Annotated in this window: 25 protein-coding genes and 1 riboswitch; of the genes, 12 read left to right on the forward strand and 13 right to left on the reverse strand. The window is 62.6% G+C overall.

The annotated features are described in order from the left end of the window. Positions 1–111: 111 nt before the first annotated feature. Both NMA58_RS28820 and NMA58_RS28825 read left to right on the forward strand, forming a co-directional pair. A complete protein-coding gene (locus NMA58_RS28820) occupies positions 112–1,482 on the forward strand; it encodes an amidase (protein WP_434714528.1) in 1,371 nt (456 codons plus the stop codon). A 66-nt stretch (positions 1,483–1,548) separates the two neighbouring features. Then, complete coding sequence (locus NMA58_RS28825) at positions 1,549–2,409, forward strand: sugar phosphate isomerase/epimerase family protein (RefSeq protein WP_434714529.1); 861 nt, start codon at positions 1,549–1,551, stop codon at positions 2,407–2,409. A 6-nt stretch (positions 2,410–2,415) separates the two neighbouring features. Here NMA58_RS28825 and betC read toward each other — a convergent pair whose 3' ends face one another. Beyond that, positions 2,416–3,930 carry a choline-sulfatase gene (gene betC / locus NMA58_RS28830; protein WP_221156484.1) on the reverse strand — a complete coding sequence of 505 codons (1,515 nt, stop codon included), beginning with the start codon at positions 3,928–3,930 and terminating at the stop codon, positions 2,416–2,418. A 96-nt stretch (positions 3,931–4,026) separates the two neighbouring features. Here betC and NMA58_RS28835 point away from each other — a divergent pair, with 96 nt between their 5' ends. From NMA58_RS28835 to NMA58_RS28845, 3 genes are all read left to right on the forward strand, one after another. Beyond that, positions 4,027–4,932 (forward strand): choline sulfate utilization transcriptional regulator, encoded by a 906-nt coding sequence (locus NMA58_RS28835; protein WP_430958880.1) that lies wholly within the window; start codon positions 4,027–4,029, stop codon positions 4,930–4,932. 91 nt (positions 4,933–5,023) lie between these two features. After that, the gene (locus tag NMA58_RS28840) at positions 5,024–5,224 is read left to right on the forward strand and encodes a hypothetical protein (RefSeq protein WP_434714530.1); all 201 of its coding nucleotides are present in this window, start codon (positions 5,024–5,026) and stop codon (positions 5,222–5,224) included. Between the two features lie 63 nt (positions 5,225–5,287). Then, positions 5,288–6,082 (forward strand): HpcH/HpaI aldolase family protein, encoded by a 795-nt coding sequence (locus NMA58_RS28845; RefSeq protein ID WP_434714531.1) that lies wholly within the window; start codon positions 5,288–5,290, stop codon positions 6,080–6,082. A gap of 7 nt (positions 6,083–6,089) precedes the next feature. Here the strand turns inward: NMA58_RS28845 and NMA58_RS28850 are convergent, their stop codons facing one another. The 12 genes from NMA58_RS28850 to NMA58_RS28905 all read right to left on the reverse strand — a co-directional run bounded on the left by NMA58_RS28850 (position 6,090) and on the right by NMA58_RS28905 (position 16,978). Then, positions 6,090–6,767, reverse strand: coding sequence for a spermidine synthase (locus tag NMA58_RS28850; RefSeq protein WP_434714532.1), 678 nt, complete (start codon positions 6,765–6,767; stop codon positions 6,090–6,092). Between the two features lie 69 nt (positions 6,768–6,836). Next, positions 6,837–7,736, reverse strand: coding sequence for an ABC transporter ATP-binding protein (locus NMA58_RS28855; protein WP_434714533.1), 900 nt, complete (start codon positions 7,734–7,736; stop codon positions 6,837–6,839). Further along, entirely contained in the window at positions 7,733–8,536 is an 804-nt protein-coding gene (locus NMA58_RS28860) for an ABC transporter ATP-binding protein (protein WP_434714534.1), read from the reverse strand. Before NMA58_RS28860 ends, NMA58_RS28855 begins: the two co-directional genes overlap by 4 nt. Beyond that, positions 8,533–9,411: an ABC transporter permease gene (locus NMA58_RS28865; RefSeq protein WP_430958884.1), complete on the reverse strand. Its 879-nt coding sequence runs from the start codon at positions 9,409–9,411 to the stop codon at positions 8,533–8,535. The genes NMA58_RS28860 and NMA58_RS28865 overlap by 4 nt, the downstream gene beginning before the upstream one ends. Position 9,412: 1 nt before the next feature. Beyond that, positions 9,413–10,390: an ABC transporter permease gene (locus tag NMA58_RS28870; RefSeq protein ID WP_434714536.1), complete on the reverse strand. Its 978-nt coding sequence runs from the start codon at positions 10,388–10,390 to the stop codon at positions 9,413–9,415. 57 nt (positions 10,391–10,447) lie between these two features. Then, positions 10,448–12,094 (reverse strand): ABC transporter substrate-binding protein, encoded by a 1,647-nt coding sequence (locus NMA58_RS28875; RefSeq protein ID WP_434714537.1) that lies wholly within the window; start codon positions 12,092–12,094, stop codon positions 10,448–10,450. A gap of 42 nt (positions 12,095–12,136) precedes the next feature. Further along, entirely contained in the window at positions 12,137–13,159 is a 1,023-nt protein-coding gene (locus NMA58_RS28880) for a glycoside hydrolase family 3 N-terminal domain-containing protein (protein WP_097600766.1), read from the reverse strand. Positions 13,160–13,183: 24 nt separating this feature from the next. Further along, the gene (locus NMA58_RS28885; RefSeq protein ID WP_434714538.1) at positions 13,184–13,663 is read right to left on the reverse strand and encodes a GNAT family N-acetyltransferase; all 480 of its coding nucleotides are present in this window, start codon (positions 13,661–13,663) and stop codon (positions 13,184–13,186) included. A gap of 213 nt (positions 13,664–13,876) precedes the next feature. Further along, entirely contained in the window at positions 13,877–14,686 is an 810-nt protein-coding gene (gene thiD, locus NMA58_RS28890) for a bifunctional hydroxymethylpyrimidine kinase/phosphomethylpyrimidine kinase (RefSeq protein WP_434714539.1), read from the reverse strand. Then, the gene (gene thiE / locus NMA58_RS28895) at positions 14,683–15,318 is read right to left on the reverse strand and encodes a thiamine phosphate synthase (RefSeq protein WP_097600762.1); all 636 of its coding nucleotides are present in this window, start codon (positions 15,316–15,318) and stop codon (positions 14,683–14,685) included. The genes thiD and thiE overlap by 4 nt, the downstream gene beginning before the upstream one ends. Then, positions 15,315–16,118: a hydroxyethylthiazole kinase gene (gene thiM / locus NMA58_RS28900; RefSeq protein WP_434714541.1), complete on the reverse strand. Its 804-nt coding sequence runs from the start codon at positions 16,116–16,118 to the stop codon at positions 15,315–15,317. The genes thiE and thiM overlap by 4 nt, the downstream gene beginning before the upstream one ends. A 45-nt stretch (positions 16,119–16,163) precedes the next feature. Further along, positions 16,164–16,260, reverse strand: a riboswitch (TPP riboswitch). Between the two features lie 133 nt (positions 16,261–16,393). Beyond that, positions 16,394–16,978: a DUF1349 domain-containing protein gene (locus tag NMA58_RS28905; protein WP_434714542.1), complete on the reverse strand. Its 585-nt coding sequence runs from the start codon at positions 16,976–16,978 to the stop codon at positions 16,394–16,396. Positions 16,979–17,201: 223 nt separating this feature from the next. On the opposite strand from NMA58_RS28905, the gene NMA58_RS28910 reads away from it, so the two are divergent. The 7 genes from NMA58_RS28910 (at position 17,202) to NMA58_RS28940 (ending at position 25,280) form a co-directional block, all read left to right on the forward strand. Continuing rightward, entirely contained in the window at positions 17,202–18,728 is a 1,527-nt protein-coding gene (locus NMA58_RS28910) for an ABC transporter substrate-binding protein (protein WP_434714544.1), read from the forward strand. Positions 18,729–18,810: 82 nt separating this feature from the next. Beyond that, the gene (locus tag NMA58_RS28915) at positions 18,811–19,752 is read left to right on the forward strand and encodes an ABC transporter permease (protein WP_434714545.1); all 942 of its coding nucleotides are present in this window, start codon (positions 18,811–18,813) and stop codon (positions 19,750–19,752) included. Continuing rightward, positions 19,752–20,621 (forward strand): ABC transporter permease, encoded by an 870-nt coding sequence (locus tag NMA58_RS28920; RefSeq protein ID WP_434714546.1) that lies wholly within the window; start codon positions 19,752–19,754, stop codon positions 20,619–20,621. The genes NMA58_RS28915 and NMA58_RS28920 overlap by 1 nt, the downstream gene beginning before the upstream one ends. Positions 20,622–20,669: 48 nt before the next feature. Beyond that, entirely contained in the window at positions 20,670–21,182 is a 513-nt protein-coding gene (locus NMA58_RS28925) for a RidA family protein (RefSeq protein WP_430958894.1), read from the forward strand. Between the two features lie 133 nt (positions 21,183–21,315). After that, a complete protein-coding gene (locus NMA58_RS28930; RefSeq protein WP_434714547.1) occupies positions 21,316–22,512 on the forward strand; it encodes an aminotransferase class V-fold PLP-dependent enzyme in 1,197 nt (398 codons plus the stop codon). A gap of 34 nt (positions 22,513–22,546) precedes the next feature. After that, complete coding sequence (locus tag NMA58_RS28935; RefSeq protein ID WP_434714548.1) at positions 22,547–24,403, forward strand: ABC transporter ATP-binding protein; 1,857 nt, start codon at positions 22,547–22,549, stop codon at positions 24,401–24,403. A gap of 55 nt (positions 24,404–24,458) precedes the next feature. Next, positions 24,459–25,280: a bifunctional allantoicase/(S)-ureidoglycine aminohydrolase gene (locus NMA58_RS28940; RefSeq protein ID WP_430958897.1), complete on the forward strand. Its 822-nt coding sequence runs from the start codon at positions 24,459–24,461 to the stop codon at positions 25,278–25,280. The last annotated feature ends 24 nt before the right edge of the window (positions 25,281–25,304 follow it).

Consider the following 25,304-nt stretch of genomic DNA (forward strand, 5'->3'; position numbering starts at 1 on the left):
CAAACTCAGTGTTCAAAAATTCGTACCAATAGATGCAAAAGATCGTGAAGCTCTGGCTCGCCGGAATGATCCGGGTTAGTCATTGACCGCATCTCTCATCAGGACCGCCCCATGAGCAAATCCTTCGGCGCGATGTCGGTCGCCCAGCTTTCCGTTCTCATCCAAGGCGGCGCCGCCGATCCGGTCGATGTGGCCGAGACGGTATTCGAATCCATAGCGAACTATGCCGACAAGGCGGTCTTCACCACACTGCTCGAAGGTCGGGCGATGGAGGAGGCGCGCGCCTGCTCCAAACGTTTGCGGGAAGGGCGCTCGCTCGGTTTGTTGGACGGCATTCCGATCGCCTGGAAGGATCTTTTCGACATCGAAGGCCTGCCGACGACGGCGGGGTCAATCGTCCTGGCTTCCGACGCACCCGCCAGCCGTGATGCGGCGGTCGTCGGTCTTCTCAGGCGGGCGGGCATGGTCGCCATCGGCCGCACCAATATGAGCGAATTCGCCTTTTCCGGCCTTGGCATCAATCCCCATTACGGCACGCCGGTCAATCCGCGCGGCACCGATCTCCCGCGCATCCCCGGCGGCTCCTCCTCTGGCGCCGGTGTTGCCGTCGCAGCTGGGTTGGTGCCTGTCGCGATGGGCACGGATACCGGCGGGTCGGTGCGCATTCCCGCTGCGTTCAACGGAATCGTCGGCTACAAGGCGACATCAGGCCGTTATGCGATGGATGGAGTTTACCCGCTGGCAAAAAGCCTCGATTCGCTGGGGCCGCTCTGCCGCAGCGTCAGGGACGCAGTCTGGATCGATGCGGCAATGCGGGGCTTGACCGCGCCTGACGTTGTCGAGCCTGCCCTGCCGGGGCTGGAACTGCTTGTGCCAGAAAATGTTGTTTTCGATGAAGCCGAACCGGGTGTCGTCGCCGCGTTCGAGGCAGCGTTGCAACGCCTACAAAGGGCCGGCGCCCATATATCCCGCACCGTCATCCCAGCGTTCAACGAGATTTTCGATCTGATGACGAGATACGGTCCGCTGGTGACGGCAGAGGCGTTCGCCCTTCACCATGAACGCCTCGCGGGACCGGACGCAGACCGTATGGACCACCGCGTCGTCATGCGCACTCGCTTGGGAAGCAGGACGACGGCGCCCGATTACATCGCGATACTGCAGGCGCGCAGCCGCCTGATCGCCGATACCGACCGTCTCATTGGCAATCGTCTGATCGCCTTTCCCACGGTCGCCCATGTCGCTCCGCCGATCAGCCCGCTGGAGCGCGACGACGAGCTCTTCTTCGCGACCAACAACAAGACGCTGCGCAACACCGCGCTCGGCAATTTCCTCGACTCGTGCGGCGTTTCCATCCCCTGCGGCACGGCCGGGGCCGGCATGCCTGTCGGCCTGCTGCTTTCAGCGACCGCCAATCGCGACGAGGCGCTGTTGGGGGCTGCCCTGGCCGCCGAGGCAGTCATCCGTGGCGATTTCGCTTGACGGCAATTGAAGAGCGCGGGCTTTTTTTGCCATTAATGGAACGAGAAGCTTTCTGGAGGAAGGCACATGCAGCTTTTGCAGAACGAACGCTTTGCGGTTTCGACGTGGTCACTGCACCGGCTGCTCGGCGCGGTCCATGCCTACAGCCCTGATCCCAGCAAACGCGCTGCCCCCAAAGAACCGTATGGCCCCGGTGTCGCGGCGCTGATCGACGTTCCGGCGGCGCTGGCGGTACGTGGCATCCATCGGCTGGAGATCTGTTCCTTCCATCTGCCGAGCCTCGAAACCGGCTACCTCCACGAGCTGCGCGACGCGATGGCAGCGTCCAATGTGCTGTTCCAGACGCTGCTCGTCGAGGACGGTGACCCGAGCCATCCCGAAACGGCCGAACGCGACGTCGAATGGATGGCGCGTTGGATCGACATATCCGCTGCCCTCGGGGCTGAGCGGATGCGGGTCATTGCCGGCAAGCAGAAGCCGACGGAGGGAAACCTTGCTCGCGCTGCCCGCCATCTGAACTGGTTGGCCGACAAGGCCAAAGGCAGTGGGGTGCGCGTCGTTGTCGAGAACTGGTTCGACCTGCTGCCGTCGCCGCTGGAGATGAACTGGCTGCTGGACCGGCTGGACGGCAAGGTCGGCCTTAACGGCGACCTCGGCAATTGGTCGGCACCCGCCAAGTACGAAGGTCTTGCCGATATCATGCGCCGGGCGGAGATCTGCCACGCCAAGGCCGATTATGGCCCTGCAGGTCTCGATGCTGACGATTACCGCAAGTGCCTGGAGATGTGCGAGAAGGCCGGTTACGCCGGGCCTTTCACGCTCATCTATGACTCGCCCTTCTTCCCCGATGAATGGGACGGCATCCTACTGCAAAAGCAGTTCATTGAGGGTTTCCTGCGCGAGGCGCCGGCGCGAAAGACCGGTTAATCACGTTTATTCCTGGCGCGGGAACCTTTGGCTCTCCTCCAGCACATTCAGATCCATGTGATTGCGCATATAGCGCTCCGAGGCTTTCTGCAGCGGCTGGTAGTCCCAGGGATAATAGGCGCCGTTGCGCAACGCTGAATAGACCACCCAGCGTCGCGCCTGGCTTTCGCGCACGGCTGCGTCGAAATCGCCAAGGTTCCAGCGCCGGCTTGCCTGTTCGGTTAGCCGCGCCAAGCCTTCCGCATGCGAGGGATCGCTCGCCAGATTATTCAATTCTCTCGGGTCGGCCTCGAGGTCGAACAGCATCGGCGGGTCCTTCTCGCAGAGCGACAGCTTGTATCGCCCATCCCTCAGGCAGACGAGCGGCGCTTCGGAACCTTCAGCGGCATATTCCATCGGCACGGGGCCGCGGCTGCCGGTGCCTTGGGCAAGCGGAGCGAGATCCCAACCCTCGGTCCACGGTTTCAGTGAGGCTATATCGATGCCGACGAGGCCGGCGAGCGTCGGCGTCACGTCGAGGGTGGAAACCGGCTGGTCGATGCGCTTCGGCGCCCAGCCGGGCGCTGCGATCATCAGCGGAACGCGGGCCGACCCTTCGAAGAAGTTCATCTTGAACCAGAGGCCGCGATCGCCGAGCATGTCGCCATGGTCGGACACGAAGAGGATGATCGTATTGTCGGCCATGCGGCTGCGTTCGAGCACATCGAGAATCTCGCCGATCTTTTCATCGACATAGGAGATATTGGCGAAATAGCCGCGTCTTGCCCGTCTGATCTCCTCCGGGCTGATGTCGAAAGCCTCGTGATCGCAGGCTTTCATCAGACGCTGCGAGTGCGGGTCCTGCTCATCGAAAGCGATCGGCGCAACCGCCGGATCGAGGGCCGGGCAGTCCTCATAGAGATCCCAGAATTTGCGGCGCGCGACATAGGGGTCATGCGGATGGGTGAAGCTGACGGTCAGGCACCAGGGGCGCTCGTCATGGCCACGGGAGAGATCATAGAGTTTCCGCGTGGCGTGATAGGCGACCTCGTCGTCATATTCCATCTGGTTGGTGATTTCGGCCACACCGGCGCCCGTGACCGAGCCGAGATTGTGGTACCACCAGTCGATGCGCTCGCCGGGCTTGGTGTAGTCGGGCGTCCAGCCGAAATCCGCCGGGTAGATATCCGTCGTCAGGCGTTCCTCGAAACCGTGCAGCTGGTCGGGGCCGACAAAATGCATCTTTCCTGACAGCGCCGTCTGGTATCCTGCGGCGCGTAGGTGATGGGCGTAGGTGGGAATGTCGGAGGCGAATTCCGCCGCATTGTCATAGACGCGCGTTCGGCTCGGCAATTGTCCCGACATGAAGGATGCCCGCGCCGGCGCGCAGAGCGGGCTTGCCGTATAGGTATTGGCGAAGCGCACCGAGCGCTCGGCCAGGGATTTCAAATGCGGCGCATGAAGGAAATCGGCCGGACCATCGGGAAACAAGGTCCCATTCAACTGGTCCACCATGAGAATGAGGATATTCGGGCGCGCCATATGATTTGCCTTTTGCTATTTGAAGATTTTATTGAAGCGCCTATCATTGCGCCTGTAAAGGCAGCTTTTTTTCGATGGCTGCCTAAAGGGATTTTTATGGCAGAGCACCCCCCTGAGCTTGGATGGATGCGCCTTTTTGTTGAAGTCGCGCGACTGGGCAGTTTTTCGGCGGCTGCGACGCTACTCGGGCTGACCCAGCCCGCCGTCAGCTACCAGATCCGCCGGCTGGAAGACCAGTTCGGTGTCAGCCTACTGCGCCGCCAGCATCGTGGCGTCGAGCTGACCGCGGAAGGCGAGCGCCTTCTCGCGGTGACCGCCAAGGCAGTCGGCGACATCGATGCACTCGCCCGCAGTTTTCGCGTCGAAGCTCAACGGCCGGTCGTCAGGCTCAGGACAGACTATGCATTCTCGGCACTTTGGCTGATACCACGGATGGAGAGGTTTCGCCTTCTGCATCCGGAAACGGACATACAGATCATTGCGACGCAGAGGCTTGCGGCCGGATTCCGCGATGAAGCCGATGTCGCGGTGGTTTTCGGTACGCGTAAGGAATTTGCAGCCGTCGGTACGCTCCTGCTGCCGGAGAGGGTCGTGCCCGTCTGCACGCGCGGATTTCTCGATCGCAACGGCCCCCTCGACGATCCAAGAGAGCTCGCAAAGGCGCGGCTGATCCATCTTGACGGACCGCTGCCATCGCCCTGGTTCGACTGGCGCAGCTACTTTGCCGAATTATCGGTCCTGCGCGACATCAACGCCGGGCGCGGCGATATCAGCTTCAATACCTATTCCTTGGTCATCCAGGCCGCCCTCAGCGAGCAGGGCGTCGCGATCGGCTGGAAGGGCCTCGTCGATACGCTTCTTTCGGCACGCATGCTCGTCGAAGCCGGTCCACCGCTGGAGGCGCCCGACCACGGTTACTGGCTGGTGCCGCCGCGGTCTCCAAACGTTCACAGCGAGAGGCTCAGCGCCTGGCTGGCGGATGAGGTGAAGAGAAATGATTAGCGGCGGTTGCAGTTCTGTCCAGGAGAAGCCTTGTCATCGGCGATCGCGATCGACATTGTGGGGCCGAATCGATGGCGAAGGTAGCTGAAGCATGCAAACGATCGGATATGTCATAGGTCTGCTCATGGTCTTGCTCGGCCTGATCTGGATCGGGCAGGGAAGCGGCTATTTTCCCTATCCGGCGTCCAGTTTCATGATCGCTCAAAAGATCTGGATGCTCTGGGGAGCCATTCTGGCCGCAGCGGGTATCGTGGTGATCGTCATGCTCTCGCGGCTGCGCCGCAGAGGATGAATTGCTGCTGCCGTCTGGCGGCAAATCCGGCCGCTGACGGCCTGTCGAAATGAGGAGAATGGCATGAGCGCAGCTGAAATCGACGGTTTTGCCGACCGTATCAGAAAGCACCAGGGCGGCATGATCTCCGCCTGGGTCGGCATCCCCGATGCCATGCTCGTCAACCATTTGGCGCAAGAGGCTTTCGATGCCGTCGTGCTCGATATGCAGCACGGGATGTGGGATATGCAATCGGCGGCAAACGCCGTCGCTCAGGTTCGTCTCGCCGGAAAGCCGGCCATCGCCCGCATACCCGTCGGCGATTTCGCTTCCGCCTCGCGCCTGCTCGATGCCGGCGCCTCCGGCATCATCGCGCCGATGATCAATTCGGCAGAAGATGCGCGAGCGCTGGTCAGGACCACGAAATATCCGCCCCTCGGCGAGCGAAGCTGGGGGCCGTCATTGGCGCTGAACCATACCGGCCTGTCGGCCGATGCCTATCTCAGGAGCGCCAACGAGCTCACGGTCGCCATCGCCATGGTTGAGACCCGCGCCGCGCTCGATGCGATCGACGGCATTCTTGGCGTCACCGGCATCGACGGCATTTTCGTAGGCCCCGCCGATCTTTCGATCGCGTTGTCGAACGGCGATCAGGTGGCGCCGAACGCCGCCGAGATCGACAGCGCTATGCAGCACGCCGTTTCCCGCTGCCGCGCCCACGGGAAATTCGCCTGCGCCTATGCCGGCGATGGCGAGCGGGCCGGGGAACTGCTGAAGTACGGATTCGATCTGGTCATCGCCGGTGCGGAGACCGTGCAACTGCGCGCCGGCGCTCGCCGAGCGATCAACGCTGCGCGCAGAATCGCTTCCGGCGGCTGAGCTCGTCTCAGCGAGCCGGTTTGGCCGCCAGCCAGATCACGTGGCGGGCGCCGCGCTTGCGGCTGGCGCGGGTATTGACCACGTCGACGGAGAAGCCGCTGTCCTTGAGACGGCGTGTGAAATCGGGATCAGGGCCGGACGACCAGACGGCGAGCACGCCGCCGGGGCGAAGCGCGTCGCGGGTGGCGCGAAGGCCGGCGAAATCGTAGAGCCGATCATTGGATTTGCGAGTCAACCCGTCCGGGCCGTTGTCGACATCGAGCAGGATCGCGTCATAGGCAGCCTTGCCGGCGCGGATCGCCTCGCCGACATCGCCCTGGTGAATGTGGACGCGCGGGTCGTCGAGACAGCCCTTGAAGACCTCGGCCATTGGTCCGCGCGCCCAGGCGACGACAGCGGGTACCAGTTCCGCGACGATGACCCTGGCATCCTGGGGAAGGACGGCAAGGGCGGCGCGCAGGGTAAAGCCCATGCCGAGCCCGCCGATCAGTATTTTCGGCTTTGGATGCGCCTTGATCCGCTCCCAGGAAAGGGTCGCCAGCGCTTCTTCCGAGCCGCTGAGGCGGCTGTTCATCAGCTCGTTGGCGCCGAGCATGATCGAGAATTCGCTGCCGCGCCGCTTCAGCCTGAGTTCGCCGTCTTCGCCGGGAATGGTCGCGGAATCGAGCTGGATCCAGGGCAGCATGATGGTTTCGCCTCACATGAAAGGGACCGTCCCTAGCATAGCGCAAAGGGCGAGGCCAGCGAGCCGATCTTAGACCATCCGGATGAAGTGACCCTGCTCCACTTCGACGATATCATCCTGTGGCGCGGCAGAACGGCGGCGGATATCCTCGACTTCATCAGGCCTCAGCCGGGCTTTCGGGTCTTCGAAACGGACATCGGGATCGGGCACGGCCGAAAGCAGCAGTCTTGTATAGGGATGCAGCGGATTGTCGATCACGCTGGAGGTGCTGCCCCATTCGATGATCTGGCCGGCATACATTACCGCGATGTCCTCCGCCACATAGCGGGCGGTGGCGATGTCATGGGTGATGTAGAGCAGTCCGAGCTTCATCTCCTGCTTCATTTCGTTCAACAGGTTGAGCACCCCCAGGCGCACCGAGACGTCGAGCATCGAGGTCGGTTCGTCCGCAACGATCACCTCCGGCTTGACGGCAAGGGCGCGGGCGATATTGACGCGCTGGCGCTGACCGCCGGAGAGTTCATGCGGATATTTCGGCGCAACGAGATCGGGATCGAGTCTGACGCGCTGTAGCAGTCTGCGGACCGTGATGTCGATCTCAGCTCCGTTGATCTCCGGCCGGTGCAGCTTCAAGGGCCGCCTCAGATGATGGGCGATGGTATGCGCCGGGTTGAGCGAAGCGAAAGGGTCCTGGAAGATCATCTGTACCGAGCGGCGATAGCGAGCGATCTCATTTGCTCTCGCCCCTTCCACCGGGCGGCCTTTAAAGAGGATCTGCCCCGATGTCGGCTGATATTCGCGCATCGCCATCCGCGCGCAGGTGGTCTTGCCGCTGCCGGATTCGCCGACGAGCGCCAGCGCCCGGCCGGCATGCAGCGAAATGGAGATCGAGCGGGCGGCATGAACGGCGGATGCGCCGTGGCCGAAGGTCTTCGTCACCTTGTCGAGGGCAAGGATGGCATCGCTCACAGCAGCACGCTTCCATGAAGCGAGGGAAAGGAGGCCCACAGCTTCTTCGTGTAGGCGTGTTTCGGCGTCCTGTAGATCGCCTCGGCGCCGTTCTGCTCGACAAGCTTGCCCGCAAGCATGATGCCGATACGGTCGCAGAACTGCACCATCAGCCCGAGATCATGGGTGATGAACAGCACGGAGAAGCCAAAGCTGCGGCGTAGCTCGTTGATGCGCTGCAGGATTTCGCGTTGAACGACGACGTCGAGCGCCGTTGTCGGCTCGTCCATGACGACCAGCTTCGGATCGAGCGCCATGCAGATGGCGATGACGATGCGCTGGCGCATGCCGCCGGAAAACTGGTGCGGATAGTCGCACATGCGGTCCGGCGCGATGTCGACGAGCTTGAGCATCTCGGCAGTGCGTTCGCGCGCTTGCGCACCGCTCATATTCTTGTGGGTGCGCAGCACATCGTAGAACTGCCTCTCGATGCGCAGCACAGGGTTCAACGAGTTCATCGCGCTCTGGAAAACCATGGCGACCTCGCGCCAACGGAACGCGCTGAGCGCCTGCTGGTCGAGGCTGAGCACGTCGCGGCCGTCGAGCAGGATCCGGCTTTCCCTGCGGATCAATGCCGGCGGCTTGTGCAGCCGGCTGATGGCAAAGGCGATGGTGCTCTTGCCGCAGCCGGATTCGCCGGCAAGGCCGAAGACTTCGCCCGGTGCGACATCGAAGCTGACATCGTCGACGGCGCGGAAATCCTTCTCCTCGCCGATGTAGTCGATGGTTAGGTTCCTCACCGAAAGCAGCGGCTGGGTCACAGGCGGCCCTCCCCGGAACGGACGAGCAGGGACCAGCGCTTCAGTTGATTGCCGGTGCGGAGACGCGGATTGGCGATCTCGTCGACGGCGAAGTTCAGCAGCGACATGCCGATGCCGAGGAAAGCAAGCGCGAAGCAGGGGGTAAGGATATCCCACCAGGCGCCTACCGAAAGGGCGGAGGCCTTCTGGGCATTGTAGAGCATCGTTCCCCAGGAGATCGCTTCGGGATCGCCGAGGCCCAAGAATTCCAGCGTCGCCTCGGTGATGATGGCGAAGATGACGCTGCCGATGAAATTGATGCCGACGATCGAGATCACGTTGGGGAAGATCTCGAATGTCATGATGCGCCATTGCGGCTCGCCCATCATCTCGGCCGATTTGACGAAATCCTTGTGTTTGACGGAGAGCGTTTCGGCGCGAGTGACGCGTGCGCCCCAGGCCCAGGAGGTGGCGCCGAGGATGAGGGCGATGACGATGGGGCTTGCCTGGCCGATGAAGGCGGCAAGCACCAAGAGCAGCGGCAGGTTGGGAACGACCAGCACCATGTTGGTGAAGAAGCTGATGACCTCGTCGGTCTTGCCGCCGCGATAGCCTGATATGATGCCGAGCGCGGTGCCGACGAAGGTGATCAGCAGGCCGGCGCCGAAGCCGACGGCAAGCGAGGTGCGGGCGCCGTAGAGCAGGCGGGCGAAGACATCCTGGCCGATGCGGGTCGTGCCGAGGATATGGTCGAGCGACGGCGGCTGGTGCGGCCTGCCGGTGCGGGCGGCGGGATCGTACTGCGTCAGCAGCGGCGCTGCGATCGCGACGGCGATGATGAAAGCGATGATGGCGAGGCCGGTGAGCGCCTTGCGGTTCCGAAGCAGGGTCTTCATCTCATGCGCCCTTCAGCCGCGGGTCGAGCAGGATATAGCTGACGTCGACGATGAAATTGGCGATCAGCATGGTCGCGGTCATGATGAGGAGTTGGCCCTGGATGACGGGATAATCGCGGGCGAGGATCGCCTGATAGAGAATGTTGCCGAGGCCGGGATAGTTGTAGACGACTTCGGTCACCAGCGAACCGCCGAGGATGGTGCCGATGGCGATGGCAAGGCTGGAGACGGTCGGCAGCAGGGCGTTGCGGGCCGCATACCAGAGCATCACATGCCTGTCGGAAAGGCCCTTGGCGCGGGCCATGACGATATAATCCTCGCCGAGCAGGTTGATCATGTTGTTGCGCATGGTGACGGTGAAGCCGCCGATCAGCACGGTGCAGAGCGTCACCATCGGCAGAATGCCGTGATAGGCGACGCTGCCGATATAGTGCAGGCTGAAGGCCGGATCGAGTGAGGGATCGGCGGCATAACCGTTCGGGAACCAGCCGAGCGTGAAACCGAAGATGAAAAGCACGATCAGCGAGGTAACGACGGCCGGGACCGAGGTCGCGAAGATCGCGCCGACGGAAACGACGACATCGAACCTGCTGCCGCGCCGCCAGGCGGCGACGATACCGAACAAGGTGCCGAGCGCGAAGCTGACGATCGTCGCCGTTCCCATGAGGCCGACGGTCCAGACGAGCGCATGGCCGAGCAACGAGGTGACGGGCAGCGGGAAATATTTGATCGAGCGGCCGAGATCGCCGGTGAAGATGCTGCCGAGATAGGTGAGATATTGTTGCCAGAGCGGGCCGTCGACGAAACCGAAGGTCAGCTTCAGCGCCTGCAGGCTTTCCGGCGGCAGTTCGGTGCCGGCACTCGAAAACATGATCTGCACCGGATCGCCCGGCATCAGGCGCGGCAGGAAGAAGTTGATCGTCGCTGCGGCGATGAAGGCTGCCATGTAGAAGACGAGGCGGCGAAGCAGAAAAGCCATGAGAACTCCGTCGTGACGGAAGCGGCGTTCATACGCCGCTTCCGGAGATCGTGATGCTTACTTCACGGGTTCCAGGGCAAGCAGGTTCAGCAGGCGTGCCGGATTGGTGCGCGAGATCGACGGATTGACGAAGGGATTTTCCTTGGTCGACCAGCCGGTGAAGCGCTTGGTGTTGTACTGGTACCAGTTCGGATTGTTGAACACCGGAATCATCGGCATGTTTTCGGCGACGATGCGTTGCGCCTTGTTCATCACCTCTTTCTGCTTGGCAAGATCGGCGGTCTGGGTGAATTCGGTGACGAGTTTTTCGACATCGGGGTTAAACCAGCGCTGCGCGGTGAAGCGGGTCTTTCCCTTGTCGGAAGCACTGAAGGCGCGCTTGTAGGGATAATAAGGCGAGGCCGAAGCCGGCAGGCTGTTGATCGCCGCATCGAACTTGCCGGCGATGAGGTTGCCGGTCCAGACGGCTTCTTCAGGCGTTTCGATCTTGGCGTCGATGCCGACCGCCTGCATGCCTTCGACGGCGATGTTGACCGTGTCGACCCAGTCCGTCCAGGAGTTCGGGACGATGATCGAGAAGGAGATCTTGCTGCCGTCGGGATTATCACGGAAGCCGTCGCCGTCCTTGTCCTTGTAGCCGGCCTCGTCGAGCAGGGCCTTGGCGGCGTCGGCGTCATAGGTCGCGAACTTGCCGAAGTCGGCCTTGACGGACGGATCCGCCCAGCTCCTGTAGAGCTCGCCCATCAGGCCGGGGTCTTCGTTCAGCGTCGGATAGCCGTAGCCGGCGACGTCGATCATCGTTTTGCGATCGAGCGCCATACCGATGGCGCGGCGGAATTTCACATCGTTGAAGGCCTTTCTATTGTTCTCGTTCGCCGTTTCCAGATTGAACAGGAAGGCGACCATGCTGCTCGGTGAATACCAGTAATGGAAATGCGCCGGGTCCTTCGCGACATAGACGTTGTCGATATCGGGAATGAAGGAGACGCCCCAGTCGAGCGTGCCGTCGGCGGTCGCCGTCAGGATCTGGTTGTTGTCGGCAAGCTGCGGGAAGCGAATGCAGTCGACCTTCAGATGCGCATTGTCCCAGTAATTCGGGTTGCGGCACTGGTCGTAGGTCTGGCCGGTGAAGCGCGGCACCTCGGTCAACGGCCCGCTGCCCACCGGGTTCTCGTTGGCGAAGGTGACAGGATCGGCGACATCCTTCCAGACATGTTCGGGAACGATCGGCAGCTGCGAGATCTGCTCGGCAGCAAGCGAGCTCGGATTGGCAAGCGCGAAGCGCACCGTCTGGCCGTCGACGGCCTGCACGTCGGTGACGAAGGTCCAGATGCTGACGAAGTCGAGCGCCGGGAACTTTTTCAGATAATCATAGGTGAACTTGACGTCGGCTGCCGTCAGCGGTTTGCCATCAGACCATTTCAGGTTCGGGCGCAGCTTGAAGTCGATGCTCTTCAGGTCGTCGGAGAGCTTGAAGCTTTCGGCCAGGCGATAGACCGGCTTGTTGCTGTCGAAGCGATTGAAAATAACCAGCGGCTCATAGATGAAATCGAGCGTCGATTGGCGCGCCGAGGTCTGGTTGAACGGGTTGAAGTTGCGAACCCAGGTCGTGGCCGGTTCGATATTCGCCGTCAGGATCGTTTGCGCCATGGCGGATCCCGAAAGCAGCGTCAGTGCGGCGGCTGCAAATAGATATTTTTTCATGTTCCATTCCCCTTTTCTTATGCGTGAAAAATGATCTGCCGGTCAGGCGGCCGGCACGCTGGCAAACATGTCTTCCACCTCGGCATGGGCGGCGCGGACGTCGATCTTGAGATTGCCGAGGCGAGCCTTGCCGGCGGCGATACGCTTCAGAGCGGCATCCGTGAGCGGGCGGGCGGCCTTGGCGGCGGCTTCGCTTTCCCTGACGTCCCCGTGGCTGTGGAGGGCGATATCGAAACCCGCATCGAGGACTTGGGCGACGCGTTCCGGCAAGGTGCCCGTGAGCGACTGCATGAAGATGCAGTCGGAGATCAGCACGCCCTCGTAACCCATCTCTTTGCGGATCACGTCGTGCATGACAGGAGAGACGGATGCCGGCAATTCGGCATCGTAGGTCGAGTAGACGACATGGGCGACCATGGCCCAGGGCGTATCCTTCAGTGCGACGAAAGGCTTGAAATCGGTGGCGGTGAGCGTCTCACGGCTGGCATCGACGACCGGACGCTCCTTGTGGGAGTCGAGCGTGGCGCGGCCGTGGCCGGGAATATGCTTCATGACCGGCATGTTGCCGGTCTCTAGCAGCCCGTCGACCACCTCACGGCCGAGGGCAGCGATGAAGTCGGGATCGGGGCCGAAGGAGCGGGCGCCGATGACCGCACTCGTCGTCTCGAAGACGAGGTCGAGAACGGGCGAGCAGCCGCTGGAAAGGCCGAGTTCCGTCATCATCGCGCCCATGGCCTGGGAGGAAAGGCGCAGTGCTTTTTTGCCGAGATCGAAATCGCGGCGGGCCAGTTCGGCGAACTGGCCGAAGCTGCGGAAGAGCGGCCAGGGACCGGCGTCGAGATGCTGGACGCGGCCGCCTTCCTGGTCGGTGAAGACGGGCGCATCCTCTCGTCCGACGGCTTCGCGGAAGCGTTCGATCAGCCGCTTTGTCTGCTCCGGCTCGCGCTGATTGCGCCGGCCGACGAACAGGCCGAGCGGATTGGTCTCGCGAAACAGGGCGAATTCGTCATCCGAAATCGCAGGGTTCGGGAGACCGACAAAAAGGGCGAGCGGGGTCGAGGACACTTCTGGAACTCCGGTATCAGCTGGTCATTTCGGCGCGCTTCGCAGCATGCCTTCGTAAATGCCCTTGTCGGGGGCAGGGATGGCGATCGCACCCGCGGTGCTGGCGTAGAAATCGACCGGCCCGGCATCGCCGATGAAGGCATAGGCATGGCCGAGCGCCTTCATCGTCTGAAGGCAGGCGGAAAACAGCGCGAGACCGATGCCCTTGCCACGCGCCTCGGGATCGACGCCGGTTAGGCCGAAGAAGCCGCGGGCCGTCGTGTCATAGCAGGCAAAGCCGAGCAGCTTGCCGCCGTCGACGGCAATCTGGCAGGCGACGGGTTGGCGGGAAAAGGCAACCGAAACTTCACTCGCCCAATTCTCGCTGAATCGTTCGCGAACCCAGTTGACGACCAGGTGCAGTTCCGGTGGAAGAGCCGGACGAATGGAGGCGCGGACATTATCGGCCCGCTCTTTCAGGTCGGCGAGCCTGTTGGAATATAAGCTCACAAGCAGGTCTGGCACCTGTCTCTCCTCCAGATATTCCTTTATAGCGGAATATATATCCGTTTAATGTCATAGACTTGGCTATCTAAATGGGCTTGTCAACAGGGATTTTCAAATGGAGCGGTGCGCCCGGCTTCGGACCAGCGCCAGCTGGCGCGAATGAAAACGGCCCGGGGAGGCCGGGCCGTTTTTCTCTCATAATCCTAAGCCTGCGCCTTTCGGCGGGATCGGTTATTCGCCGTGCTTCCAAAGCGCATGAAAATGCTGCACCGGGCCATGTCCGGAGCCGACAGTGAGACTGCCGGCGGCGGCGACTGCATCGGCAAGGTAATCCTTCGCAATGGCGACGGCTTGCTCGGCCGATGCGCCCTTGGCAAGCTCGGCGGCCAGTGCGCTGGAGAGCGTGCAGCCAGTGCCGTGTGTATTTTTCGTTGGCACTCGCCTGGCCTCGAACCAGTGCAGGCCGTCGGCCGTGGCAAGCACGTCTGGGCTCTCGTCGCTGCCGAGATGGCCACCCTTGACCAATACGGCGGCGGGGCCAAGCGCGCGCAGCCGCTCGGCCTGCGCCGCCATCTCATCGCGATTGGTCGCGACCGGCTGGTGCAACAGGGCCGCGGCCTCGGGCAGGTTCGGGGTAAGGAGGGTTGCGAGCGGCAGCAGCAGCCGGGTCAACACGTCGACCGCTTCGGGCGCGAGCAGGGCGGCCCCACCCTTGGCGATCATCACCGGGTCGAGAACGATGGGGATTCCCGGTCGACCGGCAAGGGCTGCGGCGACAGCCTCGGCTATGCCGGCATTGGCGATCATGCCGATCTTGACGGCGTCGACGCGCACATCGGCGAAGACGGCATCGATCTGATCGGCGACGAATTGCGGGGGCACCAGATGCACGCCGGTCACCCCTTGCGTGTTCTGTGCCGTTAACGCTGTGAGCACTGCCATGCCGTAAACGCCACGGGCGCCAAACGCCTTGAGATCGGCCTGGATGCCGGCGCCGCCGGAGGGATCCGAGCCGGCGATGGAGAGGACGTTGCGGATCATGGGCGGACCTTTCGGATTTCTGCGGCGATGCGGCGGGCGGCGGCCTCGGGGTCCGGCGTGCCCGCAATGGCGGAGACGACGGCAAGCCCTTCGGCGCCGGCTGCAAACACTTCGGCCACATGCTCCGCCTTGAGGCCGCCGATGGCGACGGACGGCACCGGCGAGGCCTTCACCAGCCTGGCAAGACCATCAAAGCCGACCGGCTGTTTGTGATCAGCCTTGGTCGGCGTCGCAAAGACAGGTCCGACGCCGGCATAATCGACAATATCAGGGTCGACGGCGGCAGCGAGCCGGGCTGTTTCCACCGAGAGACCAAGGATCATCTCGGGTCCGATCATGTCTCGTGCCCTGCGCGCATTCATATCCTCCTGGCCGACATGCAGGCCATCGGCGCCGATCGCGACCGCAGCCTCGACATCGTCATTAACGATGAGGAGGGCGCCGGTTCCAACGAGCGCCTCTCTCAAGGCGCGGCCGGTCTCGATCATGCTGGCCGTGCCGGCATGTTTGTCGCGCAACTGCACCATCGTCGCGCCGCCGGCAACGGCAAGCCGCGCCGTCTCGATCATGCCGATTCCGGCGCAGAGATCGGGATCGAGAACGAGATAGAGCGAAAGGTCGAAGCGCTTCATGCGACCGATACCCTTGCCCTGGCATCGAGCGTTTCGGCGTCGATCGCAGCCAGCGCATCGAGGAAGCGCCAGGAAAAGGAGCCCGGGCCGGCGGCGCCGAGCGCTGCATCTTCGCCGGCGACGGCGAAGGTCGCAAGCGCGGCGACAGTCGCGCCGAAGAGATCTTCGGGCGCGGTCGCGGCAAAGGCGCCGACGAGGCAGGTGAGCGAGCAGCCGAGCGCGGTGACCTGCGGCATCAGGGCCGATCCGCCCGCAATACGGACTGCCCTCGCGCCATCGGTGACGAAATCGACAGCACCGGTGACGGCGACGATGGTCCGCTGCCTCTTCGCCAGCCGCCGTGCCGAATCCTCCGCCTGTTCGACTGGATCGCGGCTGTCGACGCCCTGACCACGGCTCTCGCCGCCGGCAAGCGCGATGATCTCGGAGGCGTTGCCGCGGATAATCGTCGGGCGAAGCTCCAGAAGGTCGGCCACCGCGGCGCGACGGAAGCCCGTGGCGTAATGGGCCACCGGATCGAGCACCCAGGGTTTGCCGGCCGCAATGGCGGCCTTGGCAGCCCCCTGCATGCCTTCGAGCCATTGCGTCGAGAGCGTGCCGATGTTGATGGTCAAAGCATTGGCGATGCCGGCGAATTCGCCGGCTTCTTCAGCGGCATGCACCATGGCGGGCGAAGCGCCCGCGGCCAGCAGGACGTTGGCCGCGATATTCATCGCGACATAATTGGTGATGCACTGAACGAGCGGCGGCTTTTCGCGCATCGCCTTCAGCATGGCTCCCGACGTGATCTTGCTCTGCATGGTGCCCCTTTCAGGCGGGGGCGGGCGCGGGGCGCTGCTCTTACGGCGGTGCCCCGAGCGACTCCCTCCGCCGGCATTATCCGGTTCAGGTTCGAAGGGTTCTTCTCAGCCCGTCTGTCGACGAACGCCCCTGTCTCTCATCACGCTCTTTTTCGCAGAGAAGGGCGCGGCTGTCACTCCGAAAGTGAGTATTCCGGTATTTCGGAGCGGCTGCCCTTGGGCGTGGACATTGCTGGAGGCCTTCCCAGCGCAATCCTGAAGGCATCCAATTTTGCCTAACTCAAATCATGCAGCCCCGTCGTAATAGCCGGGCTGATTGAAAACTCCGAAAATCGAACCCTCAAACCACTCCGCTCCGGCGTACAGGCTGTCGGCCCGACCTCATAGCGATCGGCAGCCGGGAAGGGTGCTAGCCGCAGCAACGGCCAGCGGCTACCGTCGCGGGAGCCCTGGATGCGCACGGCGCCGTTTGCGACAGTCACACGGATGCGGAAATCCTCCAATTCCTTGAAGGGCTGCGACACCGACCAGTCTGACTTTCCGTCGGTGACGACGGTGCTGAGGAAGGCTTCGCCGTCGGTGAATTCGACGCCTGTTTTCACCCAGCGGCTCTCGTCGATGCGTACCATCAGGCCGGCCTGATCGTAGAGGGTGCGGAATTCGCCCTGGACGCGGATCTGTGCGGTGAAGCTGTCGCCCGTGGGAAAGGCGAGGAAGTGGCCGGTGTCGCGGGTGAAGCCGTAATAGGTCTCGCGCCAGAAATCGGTCTTTTCGCCTGTCGTCATCGTCAGGCCGGTTTCGTCGGCGTGCCAGCTGGCCGGCTCGTTCAGCCATTTCCCGTCATTGAAGTCGATGCTCATTCGCTTCTCCCTTCCTTTAATCTTGCCGCAGGGCAGTCGTCTCACTTGGCGTATCACGCAGGCCCCGTGCGGAGAACTAGCGCAGCTGAAGATGGTGCTTTCCGGAAACGCGCCATCCGCGGCTGCATAATCGACCGCTCATGCTTGACACGATAGCTTCAGCTTCTATTCTGTTACAAAAAGATGAATTACATAATTGTGGAATTAAATCGGGAGCTCTCATATGAAAACATTCGTCGCATTCCTTCTCGGCACCGCGCTCGTCGCCCTGCCTTCGACCCTGCTCGCTCAGGAAAAGGGCGGCGTCATCAATGTCGCGACGATCGGCGAGCCGCCGACGCTCGATCCGATGTCGTCCACGGCTGATCTCGTCGGCATCGTCACGCAGCATATTTTCGAGACGCTCTACACTTTCGACAAGAGCTGGAACGTCACGCCGCTTCTCGCTGAAAGCCTGCCCGAGATCAGCGCCGACGGCAAAACCTATACGATCAAGCTCAGGACTGGCGTCAAGTTCCACGACAATACCGATATGACGTCCGAGGATGTGGTCGCTTCGCTTACCCGCTGGATGAAGATCGCCTCGCGCGGCAAGCAGGTGGCCGGCTTTATCGACAAGATCGCGGCTACCGATCCTTCGATGGTTACGATCACGCTGAAGCAGCCCTATGCGCCGCTGACCTCGCTGCTCGCCTTCAACAATTCGGCGGCGATCATCATCCCGTCCGAAAAACAGGACGAGCCGATGAAGGAGTTCATCGGCACCGGACCCTATATGCTGAAGGAACGGAAAGCCGACCAGTATATCCAGCTTGTCCGCTTCGATGGGTACAAGCCGCGCAGCGGCGAGAGCGATGGTTATGGCGGCGCGCGTCATCAATATCTCGATGAAATCCGCTTCGTGCCGGTGCCGGACCCGAACACCCGCGTCGAGGCCGCCGTTTCCGGGCAGTACGACTATGTCGACTCGATCCCGGTCGAATCCTACGACAAGCTAAAGGCCTCGACCGCCGCGCAGCCGGTCATGCTGAAGCCCTTCGGTTATCCGGTTTTTGTCTTCAACACCAAGGAAGGTGTGGCTGCCAAGGTCGATGTGCGCAAGGCGATCCGCCAGGCGCTCAGCATGGAAGATATGCTGGCGGCGGCCTTCGGCAGCAAGGATTTCTATGCGCTCGACGGCGCCATCTACCCGAAGTCCTTTGCCTGGTCGACGGATGCCGGCGCCGAGGGCTCCTATAATGTCGCCGATCCGGAAGGGGCGGCGGCCGCTGCCAAGAAGGCCGGCTACAATGGCGAGCCGATCCGCATCCTGACCAGCCGCCAATACGAGTTCCATTACAAGATGGCGCAGGTCGCCGCCGAATATCTGAAACTTGCCGGCTTCACCGTCGATATGCAGGTGGTGGACTGGGCGACGCTGACGCAGCGCCGCACCGATCCGAAGCTGTGGGATATCTACATCACCCACAGTCCCTTCCTGCCGGAGCCGGCCCTCATCGGCTCGCTGTCGACGAGTTCGCCCGGCTGGTGGGACACGCCGGCCCGCAAGGCCGCGGTCGATGCCTTCACCTCCGAGGTCGATCCGAAGAAGCGCGTGGCGCTCTGGGCCGATGTCCAGAAGGCCGTTTATACAGACGCACCCTTCATGAAGATCGGCGATTTCAACGCCGTCTCGGCGAAGTCGATCAAGCTCGAAGGCGTCGATCCGGCTCCGTGGCCATATTTCTGGAACGCCTCGATCAAGAAGTAAGCAACACCGCCGGTGCCGCCCTTCGGGACCGGTACCGGTCATCTTTTCTGCCGCATCTGCAAGGGATTGAAGGCCGGCATTCATGATACGCTACATCCTCCAACGCCTGTTCGGCATGATGGTCGTGATGTTCCTGGTCGTCACGATCGTCTTCGTCATCGTGCGCGTGACTCCGGGAGATCCGGCCGCCGTCATGCTCGGGCCGGATGCGACGCCGCAGGATATTGCCGATCTCCGGGCCCGGCTCGGCCTCGATCAGTCGCTCGGCCTGCAATATGTCTATTACATAGGCGAACTGCTGAAGGGCGATCTCGGTCAGTCGATCTTCCTTAACATGCCGGTCACATCCGCGCTCATCGACCGGGCCGAGCCGACTTTCTTCCTGACGCTGTTTTCGCTTGCCATCGCCAGCGCCATCGCCCTGCCGATCGGCATCTATGCCGCCTATCGGCGCGGGTCCTTCATTGACCAGGCGGCAACGACGCTTGCCATGTTCGCTGCTAGCATTCCAAGCTTCTGGCTCGGTCTCATTCTGATGCAGTTCTTCGCTGTCCGGTTCAATCTCTTCCCGGTCTCCGGCTATGGCGGCCCGGGCTCGACTTTCATCGACCGGATGTATCATCTGACGCTGCCGGCCTTTGCGCTCGGCATCGTTTCTTCGGCGCTGATCCTGCGCTTCACCCGTGCCTCTATGCTCGATGTGCTCGGCGACGATTATATCCGCACGGCGCGCGCCAAGGGGCTAATCGAGCGCAAGGTCATCCTCAAGCACGCGCTGAAGAATGCGCTGATCCCGATACTGACGGTGCTCGGCCTGACGGCGGCGGTGCTGATCTCGGGCGCTGTCGTCACCGAAACCGTTTTCGGACTGCCGGGTGTCGGCAATCTCGTCGTTTCGGCGGTTTTGCGCCGCGACTATCCCGTCATTCAAGGGGCGCTGCTCGTCATCGCCGCCCTCTACGTGCTGATCAATTTTGCGATCGACATGCTCTACCTGCTGGTCGATCCGAGGGTGCGCTACTGATGGCGGATGTGGCAATCAAACCCGTCGAAAGCGAAGGCATCAAGTTCGTCCGCCGCCTGATGAAGCGCAGGACGGTGGCCTTGGGCCTGCTGATCCTGACGGTCTTCGTGCTGCTGGCGGTGTTAGCACCGGTGGTCGCGCCCTATTCGCCGTCGAAGCTTTCCATCGTCAACCGTCTGAAGCCGCCGAGCGGCGTCTTCTTTTTCGGTACTGACGAGTTCGGCCGCGACGTCTTCTCGCGCACGATTTTCGCCGGCCGCCTGTCGCTGCTCGTCGGTGCGGCGGTCGTCGCCTTGTCGGCCGCCATCGGCGTGACGCTCGGCCTGCTTGCCGGCTTCTTTCAAAAGCTCGATACGCCGATCGCCCGGCTGATCGACGCGATGATGGCCTTTCCGGATATCCTGCTCGCCATCGCCCTCGTCGCCGCTCTCGGCCCGTCCTTGACGACGGTCATCATTGCGCTGTCGATCGTCTACTCGCCGCGCCTTGCCCGTATCGTCCGTGCCTCGACGCTTGTCATCCGCGAGCTGCCCTATGTCGAGGCGGCGAGGGCGCTTGGCATCTCGACCTTCCACATCATGACGCGACACGTGCTGCGCAATCTGCTGTCGCTGATCCTGGTACAGGCCACCTTCCTCTTTGCCAGCGCCATGCTTGCCGAAGCCGGCCTCTCCTTCCTCGGCCTCGGCGTCAGCCCCGAAGTGCCGACCTGGGGAACGATGATCGCTGCCGGCCGGCAATATATCGGGCAGGCCGACTGGATGACCGTTTTCCCCGGCGTGGCGATCGTCCTCTCGGTGCTGTCGCTGCAGATGGTCGGCGACGGCCTGAGAGACATGCTCGATCCAAGACTTCGCAAGGACCTTTAATCCGCCGACCAGAGGTCGCCCAATCCAAATCCGCCAATAGAAATTCGCATGACAGGAGTTCGCGTGAATCAGTTCCCCGCCGCCGCCGGCAAGGTCGAGAACTCGCCTTACCAACGGTTAGCCGCGCTCGGCATAACGCTGCCGCCGCCACCGCCGCCGATCGCCAATTTCGTGACGCATGTGCTAGAAGGCAACATGCTCTATCTGTCAGGCCAGGGCCCGCGCGAGGCCGATGGCTTCCTGCATGCCGGCAAGGTCGGCGGCGGAGTTGGTGTCGAGGAAGCTTACCGACATGCGCGGCTGACCGGCATCAACCTGCTTGCCGTCATGCATGAAGCGCTTGGCGATCTCTCCCGCGTCAGGCGGGTGGTCAAGCTGCTCGGCATGGTGAATGCCATGCCCGAGTTCGAGGATCATCCGAGCGTCATCAACGGCTGCTCGGATCTGTTGATCGCCGTATTCGGCGCGGCCGGCGAACATGCCCGCTCGGCGGTCGGCTTCGGCTCGCTGCCCGGCAATATCACCGTCGAGATCGAGGCCATCGTCGCATTGCATGGCTGAACGTGTTTTCGTGTTTGGAGTGGTCTTCGGATGACTTATTTCTATTTTAACAGGCATCCTTCCCCCGGCTGCTCGACACTACCAGATGGCCGCGCCATGTTCTGCCCTTCCTCCCAGACTTTCGGAGATCTTCATGCCCGATGATATCAGACCTTCGCTCGGCCTTCGTCCCGTCATCAATGTGTCCGGCACGATGACCAGCCTCGGCGCCTCGATCGTCGTTCCGGAGGCGATCGAGGCGATGGCAGCGATCCTGCCGCACTTCGTGGAAATCAACGACTTGCAGCGCAAGGCAAGCAGCGTCATCGCCCGGCTGACCGGCGGGGAGGCTGGTTTCGTCACCGCCTCCTGCTCGGCCGGCATTTCGCTTGCCGTCGCCGGCGCAATCACCGGCGACAATCTGTTGGCGATCGAGAAACTCCCGGACGCCGTCCCGGAGAGGAACGAGGTGCTGGTGCAGATGGGCCATGTGGTCAGCTACGGCGCGCCGGTCGACCAGGCGATCCGGCTTGCCGGCGGCACGGTGGTGCTTGTGGGACAGGCGACCTCGACGCATCGTTTCCACATGGAAAGGGCGATCACCGACAAGACGGCTGCTGCCGTCTATGTCGTTTCCCACCATGTCGTCGATTATGGCCTGCTGAACCTCAAGGAATTCATCGAGATCGCCCATGCCAAGGGCGTCCCCGTCATCGTCGATGCGGCCTCGGAATATGACCTCAGGACCTTCCTGGAGCAGGGGGCCGATATCGCGCTCTATTCCGGCCACAAGTTTCTCGGCGGCCCGACCTCGGGCATCGTCGCCGGCAGCAAGGAATTGGTGCGGCACGCCTTCCTGCAGAATATGGGGATCGGCCGCGGCATGAAGGTCGGCAAGGAAAGTATCTTCGGGGTCATGGCGGCGCTGGAGGCGTGGGAAAGGCGCGATCATGCCGGCATCCGCGAGCGCGAGACCGGTTATCTCAATCTGTGGAAGAAGACGCTCGACGGCCGTCCCGGCGTCACCCCGCTGATCGAGCCCGACCCGACCAACAATCCGCTCGATCGGCTGCGGCTCATCGTCGATCCAGAAGAGGCGCATATCACCGCCTGGGATCTGGCCGATGCGCTCGCCAAGGGCAGTCCGCCGATCATCGTGCGCGATCATGAGGTGGAGCACCGCTATTTCTATCTCGACCCCTGCAACTTGCACCCGGGCCAGGAGGTCATCGTCGCAAACCGCCTCGCTGAGGAACTCGACAAGGCGCGCGCCTCCAACGAAGTCATCGCCACACCGATCGAAAACCGCAGCCGGCACCGCTTCGACGGGTTGCTGTGCTGGCCGGATTGATCGACCGTTCTCATCCGCCACAAGAGGAGCCGATATGGCCAACGCCCAAGCCCAGCCGATCGAGACATTGAGCCCCGTTCTTTCCGTCGACCGGCTGACTACGTCCTTCCTGGTCGACGGCGCCTGGAAACCGGTCGTGCGCGACGTCTCCTTCACCGTCGCGCCCGGTGAAACTGTGGCGATCGTCGGCGAATCCGGCTCGGGCAAGAGCGTCACCTCGCTGTCGATCATGCGGCTGCTGCAGGCGGAGACGAGCCGCATCGAGGGCCGCGTCATGCTCAACGGCCGCGACCTGCTGGCCCTGCCGGAACATGCGATGCGGCAGGTGCGCGGCAATGAGGTGGCGATGATCTTCCAGGAGCCGATGACCTCGCTCAATCCGCTCTTCACCATCGGCGATCAGATCTCCGAAGCGCTGCTCTGCCATTCCGATATGAGTAAAGCCGATGCCAGGGCGGAGACGATCAGGCTGCTGGAAAAGGTCCGTATCCCCTCGGCCGCCTCGCGCTTCGACGAATATCCGCATCGTTTTTCCGGCGGCATGCGCCAGCGGGTGATGATCGCCATGGCGCTCGCCAGCCGGCCGAAGCTCCTGATCGCCGACGAGCCGACGACCGCACTCGACGTGACGATCCAGGGCCAGATCCTCGACCTCATCAAGCTGCTGCAGGAAGAGGAGGGGACCTCCGTGCTCTTCATCACCCACGACATGGGCGTCGTCGCCGAGATCGCCGATCGGACGGTCGTGATGTATCGCGGCGAACAGGTCGAAAGCGGGCCTACCGCCGATATTTTTCACCGTGGCAAACACCCCTATACGCGGGCGCTGCTATCGGCCGTGCCGGTGCTCGGCTCGATGCGGGGCCGGCAGCGGCCGCTGCGCTTTCCCGTGGTCAACACGGCGACGGGGCAATCGGACGTTCCCGCCGAGGCTGCCGATACGGTCGCGGCGAAGCCCGTCCTGCAGGTGAAGAACCTCACCAAGCGCTTCGAGATCCATTCCGGCCTTTTCGGCCGGCTGACCAGCCGCGTGCATGCGGTCGAAAACGTCTCTTTCGATCTCAATGCCGGCGAGACGCTGTCGCTCGTCGGCGAGTCCGGCTGCGGCAAATCGACGACGGGGCGCGCCATCATGCGCCTGATCGAGCCGCAGGCCGGCTCGGTGCTCGTCGAGGGCAAGGAGGTGCTCGGGCTCGACAAGAAGGATCTGCGCGAGATGCGCAAATCCGTGCAGATGATCTTCCAGGATCCCTTCGCCAGCCTCAATCCGCGCATGACGGTGGGGGCTGCGATCGCCGAACCCTATCTCGAACACCGGATGGGCAATGCGAAACAGGCAAGGGAGGTCGTCGCCGACCTGCTGGTGAAGGTTGGCCTGTCCGCGGATATGGCGGCGCGCTACCCACATGAATTTTCCGGTGGCCAACGCCAGCGCATCTGCATCGCCCGCGCGCTTGCCTTGCAGCCGAAGGTGATCGTAGCGGACGAAAGCGTCTCGGCGCTCGACGTCTCGATCAAGGCGCAGGTCATCAACCTGATGCTGGATCTGCAGCAGAGTCTCAACCTCGCCTTCCTGTTCATCTCGCATGACATGGCGGTGGTCGAGCGGGTCAGCCACCGCGTGGCGGTGATGTATCTCGGCGAGATCGTCGAGATCGGCCCGCGCGCCGCCGTCTTCGAAAATCCGCAGCATCCCTATACCAAGAAGCTTATCGCCGCCGTGCCGGTGCCAGATCCCGACCGCCGCCACGAGAAGCGGATGGCGGCGAACGACGAGATCAAGAGCCCGATGCGCCCGGTCGACTATGCCCCTCCGATAGCCTCCTATCGCGAGGTCGGGCCGGGCCATCTGGTCATGGCCGAGCGCTCGTCCGGGCTGGGAGTTGCCTAACGGATCAGCGGCGCATAAAGCAGATGCGGAGACAAATGCTTGGAAAGCCGCACCGATGAACAAGACAGAGTATTTTTCGACGCTCGGCGGCCTGCCGCCGCAGACCCAACTGCTTTCCGGTAAGGCCGTTTTCACCACGGCTTACGCGGTCATCCCCCGCGGCGTCATGAGCGATATTGTCACGAGCCTCCTTCCGCATTGGACGGGAACGCGGGCATGGGTGCTCTCACGGCCGCTTTCCGGTTTCTCCGAAACCTTCTCGCAATATGTGATGGAAGTTCAGCCGGGCGGCGGAAGCGACCGGCCGGAGCCCGACAAACGAGCCGAAGCGGTGCTCTTCGTCGTCGAAGGCGGCATGACGGTTGAGCTCGAGGGCGTCAGCCATGCGCTGCGTGCCGGTTCCTTCGCCTATCTTCCGGCCGGCTCGGCCTGGCGCCTGAAAAACAACGGTTCGGCTGCTGCCATCTTCCATTGGGTCCGCAAGGCGTTCCAGGAAGTCGAGGGGCTGGAGCCGCCGCCGGCAATTTTTACGCATGAGGATGACCATCCGATCCAGGCCATGCCCGACACCGACGGCCGCTGGGGCACGACCCGCTTCATCGATCCGGCCGATGTGCGCTACGACATGCACGTCAATATCGTGACGCTGGAGCCGGGTGCGGTGATCCCCTTCATGGAAACGCACGTCATGGAGCACGGCCTCTATGTGCTGGAGGGCAAGGCGGTTTATCGTCTGAACCAGGATTGGGTCGAGGTCGAAGCCGGCGATTTCATGTGGCTGCGCGCCTTCTGCCCGCAGGCCTGCTACGCCGGCGGTCCCGGCCGCTTCCGCTATCTGCTCTACAAAGATGTCAATCGGCATATGAAGCTCTGGTAAGCGGCTTCGCATAGGCCGCACACG

Source organism: Rhizobium sp. YTUHZ045, assembly GCF_051124255.1.
GTDB lineage: Bacteria > Pseudomonadota > Alphaproteobacteria > Rhizobiales > Rhizobiaceae > Rhizobium.